Raw genomic sequence first — 11,752 nt, forward strand, 5'->3', positions numbered from 1 at the left:
TTTAATTGGGCAGCTTGTTGACGTCCAGCCACAGCGCCTTGCGCGACAGGGGCGTGGCGGCGGGCAGCAGGGGGTTGGTCAGCGCAATGGCCACGCGGCCGCGCAGGTTGGCGCGTTTGATGACGTCGCCAAAGCGTTGGTAAAACAGCGTATCAAAGCTGCCATCGGCCATGGCTTTGTGCAGGCCGGTTTCAATTGCCTTGGCTAGCGCTGTGTCTTTCTTGTTCACAAAAAAGTAGATGGCCGCCGGGTAGTGCAGCAGCACCTTGTCTTCCACCACCAGCTGCTGTTTGCTGGCCAGCCCGGTTTCGTCCCATATCTCCAGAATGGAGCGCGGAAAGTAGTCAAACCGGCCAGCCTGCAACATGGCAAACAGGCCTTCGTAAGCAGTGCTGGTGGTCACCCGCAGGCCGTTGCCTTGCAGGATGTCGGTGTCGGGCCAGTCGTGGCCCTGGCCGGCCGAGAAGGCGCGCAGATCTGCCAGCCCTTTGACGCTGGAAATGATGCCCTTGTTTTGCTCCCGCACAAATGCAATACGGTAACCAAACAGGCCTTTGTCGATGGGGATGCGGATGGGTAGCAGCTGCGCTTCGCGGTCTTTGGAGGTCATGCTCCACGCCAAGTTGATTCCGGCGCCTGTGGCCAGCCGACCGAGTGCCGCACCCTGCGGCATGGGGCGGGGGTAGGCGCGTATGTCGTAGTTGGTGCCGGATTTCTTCAGGGCCAGCTCCAGCAGCCGCACGGGGTATTCGAGCCGACTGTCGGTCTCGGGGATTTCGCGGGCATACACAACGGAAAGCTTTTCCGCTTGCACGGGCCACGTTGCCAGTGCCAGCAGACACGCTAGGCTGGTACGCAGCGTTTTGAGCCAAATGGGCATGGCGCCCTTTCCACGTTCTGCAGTGGCTCCCTGATGTTTTTATTATGGGGTGTGGTTCCAGGCGGTCAGTTGCACCAGCCTTTCCAGGGCAAACGCGCCGAGCACCGAGTTGCCTTTGGCGTCCAGCTCCGGGCGCCCACACGGCAATAGTACCCACGCCCGGCGCAATTGCAACAATGCCGCCGCCCACCCCGGTCTTGACGGGCAGGCCGATGCGGTACGCAAAGTCGCCCGCCGCGTCGTAGGCGCCGCAGGTGAGCATGAGGGCGTTGACGCGGCGCGCATCGTCGGCGGCCAGAAACTGCTCATCGGGTTGGCCATCGCGGCCCAGGTCGCGCCCGCTGTTGGCCAAAAACATGGTGGCTTGGGCCAGCTGGGCGCAGCTCATCTCGGTGGCGCACTGGCGGCAGTAGTTGTCCAGCACCAGCTCGGGGTCGTTCATGAAGTTGCCGTAGCTCTTCATGAAATACGCCAGCGCCATGTTGCGGTGGGCGGTCTCGCGTTCTGATCTGGCAATGCGCACGTTCCAGCTCAGCTCAGGGTCATCGGTCAGGCGGCGCAGGGCGCCCAGGAGCGCGTAGTCCAGGTGGGCGTAGCGGGTGGTCAGGATGTCGGTGATGACCAGGGCCCCTGCGTTGATGAAGGGGTTGCGCGGGATGCCTTTTTCAGTCTCCAGCTGCACCATGGAGTTGAAGGCTGCGCCAGACGGCTCGCGGCCCACGCGCTGCCAGAGGGCATTGCCCACAGCTTTGAGCGCCAGCACAAAGGTGAAGAGTTTGGTGATGCTTTGCAGCGAGAACGGCGTGTGTGCGTCCCCCACGTTGTACGTGCTGCCATCCACCAGCGCCACGGCCATGCCGAACTGGCGCGGCGGCACTTCGGCCAGCGCCGGGATGTAGCTGGCCACCCGGCCTTGACCAAACAGGGCCTGGGCTTCGGTGTGGATCTGCTCCAAGATGGCAGGCAGGTCTGCAGCCTGGGTGGTGGGCGTGGGGGTGTGCATGGGCGGATTCTAGGAGCCTGCCTGTGGTACATATGCGGCAAAACCACAGCAGGTATGCACCATGCACATCAAAGACTTTACGGACACTGCCAATCTGGTGGTGGAGCTGCGTTTGCAGGATTTGAAGGAGGCCGCGCGTGATGGCGTGGTGACCGAAGCGCAGGCCCAGAGCCTGTGGCAACGCTGGAGCCATAGCGCCCCGGCACACACCGAGCCGCACGTGCAGGTGCATGCTGCACCAGCCTTTGGTTTTGTGAATGTGTTGTATTACTTTGGCGGGCTGGTGGCCATTGGGGCCATGAGCCTGTTCATGACGCTGGGCTTTGAGTCGCTGGGTGCCGGGGCACTGTTGGCGATTGCGCTGGGTTACATGGTGGCGTGCCTGCTGGTGGCAGACCGTTTCAAAACGCGTGGGCTGCGTGTGCCTGCGGGCTTGCTGGCTACGCTGGCGGTGTTTCTGGTGCCGCTGGCAGTCTGGAGCGCACAGAGCCTGGCTGGGCTGTGGCCGCCCGGTGGGCCTGAGGCGTTTTCGAGCTACCACACGCGCATTGACTGGCGCTGGATCACGCTTGAATTTGCCACGCTGGCCGCAGGCGTGGTGATGCTGTGGCGCTACCGCTTGCCCTTCATGGTGATGCCACTGGCGCTGACGCTTTGGTACATGAGCATGGATGTGGCCAATGCGCTGCTCAACGACCATGGCTGGGAGTGGACGTTTATGCGCGATATGTCGCTGGTGTTTGGCATTGGCACGGTGGTGGTGGCGCTGTGGGTGGATGTGCGCAGCCGCCTGTCCAAGACGGCAGAGTGGCGGCAGGACTTTGCGTTTTGGCTGTACATCTTTGGCACGCTGATGTTCTGGTGCGGGCTGAGTCTGCGCGAGTCGGATTCGGAGCTGGGCAAATTCATGTACGCGTTGATCAACCTGGCGCTGGTGATGGCGGGCGCGGCCATTGGGCGGCGCGTGTTTACGGTGTTTGGCGCATTGGGTGTTGCGCTGTACCTGGGCCATTTGTCGCACGAGGTGTTTCAGGACAGCCTGCTGTTCCCGCTGGCGCTCACGCTGCTGGGCCTGGGGGTGGTGGCACTGGGCGTGTGGTGGCAGCGGCACGAGGTGGCCATTGCGGCGCGGCTGGCGCGTTATGTACCGGTGGGGCTGCAGCCAAGGGCCTGACTGGGGTTGGATAAGCAGTGATGCGGGGGAATCAATGTGTGCCCATAGGGCCACTCAATCTGTAGCGACTTTCCATCCTCGCGCAGCCATGCAGCCACCCAACAGGCTTCTGCGCTGTTCGGTGAGTTCGGTGCACATGACGTAGTCGCGGGCCAGTACCTGCGCACCTCTGTCGCCATACAAGTCTTGCCAGCCCAACTCTGCAATTTGGGCGGGCAATTGCGCACACGCGGTCAAGCCCAACCATGCACACCAGGCGAAGACGGAGAGCGTAAAACGTAGACGTGTCATTGCGAGCCTATCAAGAAAAAAGGGACTCTCTTGCGAGAGTCCCTATCAAGTTAACTCACTTACTAAAAAACAATTTAGCGAATGACGGCCAGAGTTTCCAGCTTGCCACCACGCACCGTCTTGAGCGTCAAGGCGCCATTCTTGATGTCACCCTTTTCGTCAAACATGATAGGACCGGTCACACCCTTGTAGTCGGTCTTTGCCAGCTCAGGCAGGTACTTGGCTGGGTCCGACGAATTGGCCTTGACCATGGCAGCCACCATCAGCTTGACGGAGTCGTACACGTAGGGGGCGTAGACCTGCACGTCGGCGTTGAACTTGGCCTTGAACTTGGTCTTGAATTCCTCCATGCCAGCCTTGGCTTCGCCTTCGACGCCACCAGCTTCGGCACAGAACACTTGGTCGTCAGACACTGCGTCGCCAGCCAGCTTGACCAGTTCGGTGGAGCAGATGCCGTCGCCGCCCATGAACTTGGCCTTGATGCCCAGGGATTTCATTTGCTTCAACATGGGGCCGGCTACAGCGTCCATACCGCCGAAGAACACGACGTCAGGTTTCTTGCCCTTGATGGTGGTCAGGATGGCGTTGAAGTCGGTGGCTTTGTCGGTGGTGAATTCCTTGGCCACGACTTTACCGCCAGCAGCTTCCACGGCCTTGGCAAATTCTTCTGCCACGCCTTGGCCGTAGGCAGTACGGTCGTCGATCACTGCGATGGACTTGCCCTTCAGGGTGCCGACAGCGTATTTGCCCAGGGTGCCGCCCAGTTGGGTGTCATCGGCCACCACGCGGAAGGTGGTCTTGAAACCTTGGCGGGTGTACTTGGGGTTGGTAGCAGATGGAGAGACTTGGGGAATGCCCGCGTCGCTGTAGATCTTGGAGGCAGGGATGGTGGTGCCGGAGTTCAAGTGTCCGACCACGCCAGCCACTTTGGAGTCAACCAGCTTCTGTGCCACGGCAGTACCCTGCTTTGGATCTGCAGCGTCATCTTCGGCGATCAGTTCCAGGGTCACTTTCTTGCCGTCGATCATCACGCCAGCGGCGTTGAGCTCTTCGATCGCCAGACGGGCGCCGTTTTCGTTGTCCTTGCCCAAGTGGGCGATAGCGCCACTGGTGGGGCCAACGTGGCCGATCTTGACGACCGCACCAGCGTCAGCTACGGGAGCCGCTTCTTCTTTTTTGCCGCAGGCAACCAACAGGGTTGCAGCAGCCAATACCGTCAAAGTACTCTTAACTTTGAATTGCATAAAAACTCCAAAAAATAAACACAAAGAAAAAACAGCGGGAATTAATTTCCACAACGCGGACGTTAGCGCAAGTCACAGGCACTGGACATGAGGCTTGTACTTAGGTCCTTGTTGTATTCAAAGATCTAATGATGCATGAATTTCATTACTCCCAAAACCGGGATTCGTAGGTGAAAACCCGTATTCATTTGGTGCTTGGATGGCTTCTGTGCACTGCACTAGTGCACGCTCAGTCGAGCAGGGTTTTGGCAAAGGCGTTGATGGATTCCACATCGGGCTTCAGTGCGGTGTAATGCAGCCCCTCGCGGACCAGCGTGGCGCGCAGACCGCGGTCCACATTGCGGGCTTGGTCCTCGTCCTGAAAGCGGCCGGTGTGCACGTATTTCTTGTCGCCACGTTCCACAAACACATTGATGTTGTTGTGCTGGCGGTACCACTCCAAAATTTGCGCGCGGGTTTTGGCTACGTCACAAATGTTTTCGGGGTAGTTCTCGTTGTAGTACAGCACCTGGGGCAGCGAGCACTCGGTGATGAGGAACTGCACTTGGCCGTCGAGCAGGTTGAGCATCTCGTATTGGCGCTGGGCAATGAAGTACTGGTTCTTGAGCACTTCAAAGTTTTGCTGCCAGACCAGGGATTTGGCGTAGTCGGGGATGGTTTCTACCGTGCGGCTATGCAGGTGCAGGTAGAGGATGATGGCCGAGGAGATGAGCGATTTGTCACACCCCGGCCCGCCGATGACGTTGATGACCTTGGTTGGGTACAGGCGCATCTTGCTCTCTGGCAGGGTGTTGGGCACTGTGGTGTAACGCAAGGTCATGATGAGCTCCTGCTGGTGGTGTTTACCAGTTGTCTGAACGCATCTGTGATTCCCACAGACCGCCGTTGGCACTGTACACCCCAATCACGCCGTAACGCTGTTCGCCCTGCGCGTCCCATTTCATGGAGCCGGTGACCGGGGCATAGCCGTCAATCTTGCGCAGCATGGCCACGATGTCTTTGGGTTTTGCGGATTCTGCGCGGCGGATGGCGGCGGCTAGGACATACATGGCGTCGTAGGTGTAGTGGCCAGCGTATGCGGGTTCGATCTTGTACTTGGCGCGGTATTTGTCGAGGAAGGCGCCTCCGGCAGTGAACTCCCGGGCCTCCAAGCTGGGGGATGTGGCATAGATGCCACTGATGATGCCTTGTCCTTTGAGCATCAGTGTGGTCTTGATGGTGTCACCGCCGAGCAATTTCACATCGGTGTAATTGATGGCCTTGAGTGCGTCTAGCAGGGCCAGAATCTGGAAGTCGTTGAGGGTGGATACGATGACTTCCACTCCTGCGTCTTTGATCTTGGCTGCCACTTCATCGAACTTTGTGGTTTTGTCATCAAATGACTGCTGTACCACTATTTCCTTTTTGCCCGCTTTGAGCTCTACCCCCGCGCCTGCAGCCAAGTCTTTGCCGTAGGGAGTGCCGTCGTCCAAGAGTGCAACCTTTACGCCCTTGAACTGCGAAGCCGAATAGCTGCCAATGGCCTTGGCCTGGAGGTTGTCGTTACCCACCAAGCGGAAGGTCGTATCGAACCCAAGTTGCGTGAATTTCGGGTTGGTGCAAATGCAGAGTTCGGCAATGCTTTTTTCTGCATAGATGGGGGCCGCAGCAATGCTCACCCCGGAGTTCAGGTGCCCAATGACGGCCACCACACCGGCGTCCACCAACTGTTTGGCCACTTCTTTGCCCGTCTCGGCGTTGGCGCGGTCATCTACGGCCACCACTTCAAAGGTCACAGGCTTGCCCTTGACCTTGAAGCCCTCCTTGTTCAGTTCTTCCACTGCCAGGTTCACACCGTTGAGCAAGTCTTGGCCCAATGCCGAGAGGTTGCCCGTGAGGGGCTGGGCAACGCCGATTTTGATGACGGAGGGGACGGAATCGCAACCCTGGAGCAGGGCGCTGGAGAGGACAGCAGACAGGGCCAGCAGGCGCACAGCGCCGCGGCGCGAGAGATTCAGTTGCATCTTGGGGTTCCTTGTAGGAGAAGGGGCACATTGTAGGGAGGGAGCCTGCTCACGCAACCACCGTGCCACGCCGTTTTTCCTGTGGTAAACCCCTAGGGTGCAGTCAGTCGCACTGCGTGCGGTACTCCTTGAGCGCCTGCGCCTGTACTTTCTTGATGGTGCCGTCAGCCGCCATGCGCCGCAGCACGGCGGTGACTTTGGGAATCAGGGCTGCGTGGCGCATGTGCAGGAAGTGAAAACCCGGCGCTGTTTCCAGCGATGGCTGTAGCAGCTGCACCTTGCGCAGGCCAAGGGTTTTGATGAGGCAGCTGTTGAAGCGTGAGTCCACCACCACATCGGTTCGCCCCAGCTCCAGCTTGCGGAACAGGCTCTCCACACTGGTGGCGGTGTCGGTGCGCATGCCCTGCAGCCGGGCTTCCAGATACCCGATGCCTGCGATGTGCCCAATCACATAGGGCTGCAGTGAGGCGTAACCGTTTGGAGTGATGTCTGCGCGCGTGGCGTACACCGCGGCTTCTTCGTAGGAGATGGGCACTTCGATGCGCATTTGGGTGAGCCCGATGTCGTGGGTGACTCCCAGACCTATGCCGTCCACCTCGTCGGCCTGCGCGTAACCCCGGCGCACTGGCAGCTTGGTGTACTGCACCTCCACCCCAAGCTCCTGGTACACCAACGCCAAGACCCGCTGTGCCATGGTGACACTGAGCCGGTCTTCGGGCGGGATGGCAATGACCAGCTGCGTTGCAGCTTGCAGGCTGAGGCTGCAGCAGGTGGTTAGAGCCAGGCACCACCGTGGCCAGCGAAAGGTTTGCCCTTTATCGGGTGTCATGTGTCTCCTCCGTGAGGCGGCGCCTACATCGCCTTGAAGCGATGGGCATACAGCCGACTGACGGGGAGTTTTTCACTTCTGTGGTGCAAGGTCAAGCTCAAGCGGCCCGCTTCGTCGCGGCTCACGCTGCGCACGGCCTGGGCACGCACCACGGTGCCGCGGTGGATTTGCCAGAATACCTGGGTGTCGAGTTGGGGTAGCAGTTCCTTGAGCGGCGTGCGCAGCAGGTACTCCTGCGTGCCGGTGAGCACGCGCAGGTATTTGTCGGCGGCCTCCAGGTAAACCACATCGGCTACCGGAATGATGTGGATGCTGCTGCCCACGCTGGCTTGCAGCACTTGCAAGGGGGCCGCGGTTGGCGCGCCCGCTGCGGGCCCGAGCAGGCTGCGCAACTGGGCCAATGTGGCTTCCAGCTTGGCCTCGTTTGCTCCTGTTTCAGGAGCTGCTTGCGCAGTACTGGCAAGGGCTAGCTGTAGTTTTGATGCCGTTTTTTGCAGGCGTGCACTTTGCACGGGCTTCAGGACATAGTCCACCGCTTCGGCCTCGAAGGCCTGCACGGCGTATTGGTCGTAGGCCGTGACAAACACCAGTGCCGGAAAGGGCTTGGCATCCGGCCCCTCGGTGGGCCAGGCGTCGGCCAGTTCGGCGGCGGCTTCCAGGCCGCTTTGCCCCGGCATGCGGATGTCAAAAAACAGCACGTCGGGTTGCAGAGCCAGTGCGGCCTCCACGGCAGATACGCCGTCCCCCACGCTACGCAGCACTTGCAGCGCGGGCCAGGCCTGGGCCAGTTCGGCCTGCAGGGCCTGCGCCAACAGCGGCTCGTCTTCGGCGATCAGGGCGGTGGGGCGTGTCATGGATTTAAAGGAAAAGTAATGGAAACCAGCGTACCACCTGCGCGAGCAGCTCCTGTTTTGATAGTGCCAAGCGTACCAAAGGCGGTGCTGAGCCGTTCATGCACTTGCTGCAAGCCAAAGCCTGTGCGCCGTGTGTCGGGTGGTGGCAATCCAAGGCCGGTGTCTTCCACTTCCAGGCACAGCAGCTCGTCCGACAGGTTCGCGCTCACGCGGATGCTGCCGCCTTCCACTTTGGGCTCCAGCCCATGCTGGATGCTGTTTTCTACCAAGGGTTGCAGCAGCAGGGGCGGCACGGCGTGGTGGCGCAGGGCGTCGGGCAAGTCCAGCGTGAACTGCAGGCGTGGCCCCATGCGGATGGCCATCAGCTCCAGGTAGTCTTGCAGACGGGCGAATTCGTCGTGCAGGGTGTGGGGGCGGCTGGGGTCGGTCCGTGACGCACTGAGCGTGGCGCGCAGGTAGGCAATCATGTGGTCCAGCATGGTCTGCGCGCGCGTGGGGTCCACTGCAATGAGTGCGCGCAGATTGGCCAGCGTGTTGAACAGCATGTGGGGTTCGAGCTGCGTTTCCAGCAGGCGCAGCTGGGCTTCGCTGGCCTGGCGGCGCGCGGCCTCGGCCTTTTCGCGTTCGACCGCCAATAGCTCGCGGCTGACGAACACGTGCGTGAGCACGGTGCCCGCCACCAGGCTCAAAAACAGCATGCCCCAGGCTTTGTTCGGTGAGGTCAACCAATAGTGAAACGCGCTGCCGCCCAACAGCATGTCGGCGACGAAGTTGCCAACGAAGAAACCCAGAACTACGCCCACGGGAACGATGCCCACCAAGCGGCGCAACTGGTTACGCCAGTCCTGAATGAAAAAATGTCGACCTATGTCAATGGCTGCGCCAATGCTGAGGCCAATGCATTGGGAATAGACCAGGTTGCTCCAGAACCCATGGTCACCAAACAGCGTGATGCCGATGGCAATCACGGTGTTGAGGGTGAGCGTTTTCCACAGGCCGTGGCCCAGGGTGGTGAAGTGTCTGCCGTTCATGCGGGCAAGTATGCCGCCAGCCACTGCCCCCACACCAACTGACCCAGGTAGCGGCCCGGTAGCAGGGTGAAGGCACCAGCCACCACGCAGGCCCCGAAGTACAGCTGCTGCATGGTCTTGCGGTGGCCGACAATATTTTTGCGCGACAAATACCAGAACGCGCCACACAGCGAAAACAAGGTGAAAGGCACCAGCAGGTGGATGGGGGTGTAGCCCCCGATGTTGGGCAGCTGGTAGTCGCGGATGAACAGTGCGGAGATGGCAGTCACGACCATCAACACAACCCACAGGTAGCCCGCTGCGCGGTGCAAGCGTGGGCGCTGGACGGCACCTTTGCGCGCCCACAGGGCAATCGGGCCAATGGCGAGTGCAGCGAGTGCGGTGCCCATGTGCAGGGCGATGACAGGGGTGAGTTGCATGGGGTCTCCTGCGGGGTCAGGCGGTGGTGTTGCGGTGCAGGCGGCGAATCAGCCATTCGGCCAGCAGCAAATTGGGCACCCAGCACAGCCAGGCAATGGCGCGGTAGGCGTCCTCAAATGAGAGGCCGGCTATCAGGCTTGATGGAAGGTAGATGCGCAATGTGATGGCCGCCATGGTGAGTGCGTAGCTGCGCAGCATCCAGTCGCGGTGTGCTGTTTGATCGCCCCGGCGCATGGCCACGAAGCCCGTGCCTGTGGTGAGTAGCCACAGCACGGCCAGCAGCCCGAAGCCCCACGCGGAGGTGGGCCCGCCTTGAGCCCCAAAGGCCATGGATAAGCCACTGGTGCCGCCCAGCACAACCGCCAGCACATACAGGCGCCCCAACCAGCGGTGCAACAGGAGGTGGCGGGTTCGAATGGCGCGGTTGACCTGCAGTGCACCCGCCACCAGCGCCACCGGGCTGCACACCATGTGCAGCAGCGCGCCCACCGGGTGGCGGGCAAACAGGCCGGCTGCAAAGTCTGGCCGGTCGCTGGTCAGCACCAGCCACAAGGCATAACCAGCCACGCCCAGAGCCAGCAGCATCAGGGTGGACCATCTGGCCCATTGCGCCGGGCCATAGGGCGTTGGGAAGATATGGTTTGCGGTCGACACGGTGTGGGGCCTGGTGGATCGGGGTCAGAAAGCGTATGTCAGCGCCAGCACGGCAGCATTGGCATTGCTGCTGCGTGTGACCGGACTGTTTTTGGCTGCATCGCCCAGTACACCGCCCGACACAACGGCGGTAACAAAGGTGCGCGGGTTGATGGCGTAGGTGAGTGACACCCCCAGCCGGGTGTCGCGCAGGCCGGCGTCGGGGGTGTAGACGGCATAGCCACTGCGGGCGGCTTGTTGGGCGTCCACTCCAAAGTAGCTTTGCATGTGCTGGCGGTCGGCCAGGGTCGCGCTGAGTTTGGTGCCCAAGCGCCACTGCGGCGCCAGGGCCACCGAGTAAGCCACCCCAAGGTCCACCACCGCGCCGTTGCCGCTTTGGCCCGAACCCCAACGCACCGAGCTGGTGAGCGCCAGGCCTTGGGCTGTGGTGTAGCTCACAAAGCCGCCGAGTTCGGGTTTTGCATCCACATCACCCATGCCGCGAAGGGCTGCGTTGTCGCCACTTTGGCGGCCCAGGTCGGCTGTCAGGCGCAGACCATAGTGCAGGGCGGGGTTGTGGGAGAAGTTGTAACCCACGCCATTGTCCAGCCCGGCAAACCAGCCGTTGGCCCATTGGTAGCTCAAGCCCGGAAACACCAACGTCTTGCGCTGGTCACTGCCCAGGTATTCGGGTGCCGATACGGCAGCCAAGCCCATCGTGCCACCATCGGCGCCGGGTGGGGCGTTGCGCAGTTGGACGGAATCAAAGGTTTGTGCGGTAGCGGGAAGCACGGCACCAAGCAGGCTGATGGAAAGCGCGACACGAGGCAGGGGTGTGTGCATGGCGGTGTCCTTAGGCTGTGGCACGGGAGGATGTGGCGCTATGGTGCCACTGGGCGTCCGTTTTTGCAGCCAGTTGCCACAGGCGCAGGCTGCGGCCCAGCAGCACACCGCTGCACAGGCCATACATGCCTGCCACGGCGTTGATGGCCGCGTGAGATTGCAGCAGGGCGGGGGCAAGCGCCTGGGTGGCGCCCACGGCGTATTTGGTGACGAAGATGCCCATCATCAGCGCCAGCGGCACGGCGCTGCCCGGCACGGTGAAGCGCTGGCGGGCGAGGTCGTAGCGGGCGCTGGCGGGCAGGGGGCGACGCAGTACCAGAGTGGCAGCGCTGATGGCGAATGCGGCCCACAGCACCATGGCGGGCGGATAGACAAGTGCGACGGACAGCGTGCCGTAGACCGAAAGCCCCACCAGTGCCAGCGGCAATGCAGTTACGCGCATCCAGCCCATCTGCTGGGGCAAGGTTTGGCGCAGCCCCAGCACCAGCAGGCCTAGCAACAGCGGCCACACCCAAACTGGGGTGTTGGATACCAACATAGTGAACAT

13 protein-coding genes and 1 pseudogene are annotated in these 11,752 nt (G+C 61.3%); 1 reads left to right on the plus strand and 13 read right to left on the minus strand.

Annotated elements, in window-relative coordinates:
* Position 1: 1 nt before the first annotated feature.
* Both U5O12_RS06320 and U5O12_RS06325 read right to left on the minus strand, forming a co-directional pair.
* On the minus strand, positions 2–880 hold the full coding sequence (locus U5O12_RS06320; RefSeq protein ID WP_322577816.1) for a hypothetical protein: 879 nt from the start codon (positions 878–880) through the stop codon (positions 2–4).
* A gap of 42 nt (positions 881–922) precedes the next feature.
* A pseudogene (locus tag U5O12_RS06325) lies at positions 923–1,883 on the minus strand (glutaminase).
* 61 nt (positions 1,884–1,944) lie between these two features.
* Between U5O12_RS06325 and U5O12_RS06330 the strand changes: the two are divergent.
* On the plus strand, positions 1,945–3,057 hold the full coding sequence (locus tag U5O12_RS06330) for a DUF2157 domain-containing protein (protein WP_322577817.1): 1,113 nt from the start codon (positions 1,945–1,947) through the stop codon (positions 3,055–3,057).
* A gap of 54 nt (positions 3,058–3,111) precedes the next feature.
* On the opposite strand, the gene U5O12_RS06335 is transcribed toward U5O12_RS06330, so the two are convergent.
* From U5O12_RS06335 to U5O12_RS06385, 11 genes are all read right to left on the minus strand, one after another.
* Positions 3,112–3,348 (minus strand): hypothetical protein, encoded by a 237-nt coding sequence (locus U5O12_RS06335; RefSeq protein WP_322577818.1) that lies wholly within the window; start codon positions 3,346–3,348, stop codon positions 3,112–3,114.
* Positions 3,349–3,422: 74 nt separating this feature from the next.
* Positions 3,423–4,592, minus strand: a complete 1,170-nt coding sequence (locus U5O12_RS06340) for a branched-chain amino acid ABC transporter substrate-binding protein (protein WP_322577819.1) — start codon at positions 4,590–4,592, stop codon at positions 3,423–3,425.
* 229 nt (positions 4,593–4,821) lie between these two features.
* Positions 4,822–5,412 (minus strand): hypothetical protein, encoded by a 591-nt coding sequence (locus tag U5O12_RS06345; protein WP_322577820.1) that lies wholly within the window; start codon positions 5,410–5,412, stop codon positions 4,822–4,824.
* Positions 5,413–5,434: 22 nt separating this feature from the next.
* Positions 5,435–6,595, minus strand: a complete 1,161-nt coding sequence (locus U5O12_RS06350; RefSeq protein WP_322577821.1) for a branched-chain amino acid ABC transporter substrate-binding protein — start codon at positions 6,593–6,595, stop codon at positions 5,435–5,437.
* Positions 6,596–6,698: 103 nt separating this feature from the next.
* The gene (locus U5O12_RS06355; RefSeq protein WP_322577822.1) at positions 6,699–7,424 is read right to left on the minus strand and encodes a hypothetical protein; all 726 of its coding nucleotides are present in this window, start codon (positions 7,422–7,424) and stop codon (positions 6,699–6,701) included.
* Between the two features lie 23 nt (positions 7,425–7,447).
* A complete protein-coding gene (locus U5O12_RS06360) occupies positions 7,448–8,278 on the minus strand; it encodes a LytTR family DNA-binding domain-containing protein (protein ID WP_322577823.1) in 831 nt (276 codons plus the stop codon).
* A complete protein-coding gene (locus U5O12_RS06365) occupies positions 8,275–9,309 on the minus strand; it encodes a sensor histidine kinase (protein ID WP_322577824.1) in 1,035 nt (344 codons plus the stop codon). Before U5O12_RS06365 ends, U5O12_RS06360 begins: the two co-directional genes overlap by 4 nt.
* Positions 9,306–9,728 (minus strand): DUF2306 domain-containing protein, encoded by a 423-nt coding sequence (locus U5O12_RS06370; protein ID WP_322577825.1) that lies wholly within the window; start codon positions 9,726–9,728, stop codon positions 9,306–9,308. The genes U5O12_RS06365 and U5O12_RS06370 overlap by 4 nt, the downstream gene beginning before the upstream one ends.
* A gap of 16 nt (positions 9,729–9,744) precedes the next feature.
* The gene (locus U5O12_RS06375; RefSeq protein ID WP_322577826.1) at positions 9,745–10,383 is read right to left on the minus strand and encodes a DUF2306 domain-containing protein; all 639 of its coding nucleotides are present in this window, start codon (positions 10,381–10,383) and stop codon (positions 9,745–9,747) included.
* Positions 10,384–10,407: 24 nt separating this feature from the next.
* Entirely contained in the window at positions 10,408–11,205 is a 798-nt protein-coding gene (locus tag U5O12_RS06380; RefSeq protein WP_322577827.1) for a MipA/OmpV family protein, read from the minus strand.
* 10 nt (positions 11,206–11,215) lie between these two features.
* Complete coding sequence (locus U5O12_RS06385) at positions 11,216–11,752, minus strand: DUF6622 family protein (protein WP_322577828.1); 537 nt, start codon at positions 11,750–11,752, stop codon at positions 11,216–11,218.

Source organism: Rhodoferax sp., from assembly GCF_034519335.1.
GTDB lineage: Bacteria > Pseudomonadota > Gammaproteobacteria > Burkholderiales > Burkholderiaceae_C > Allorhodoferax.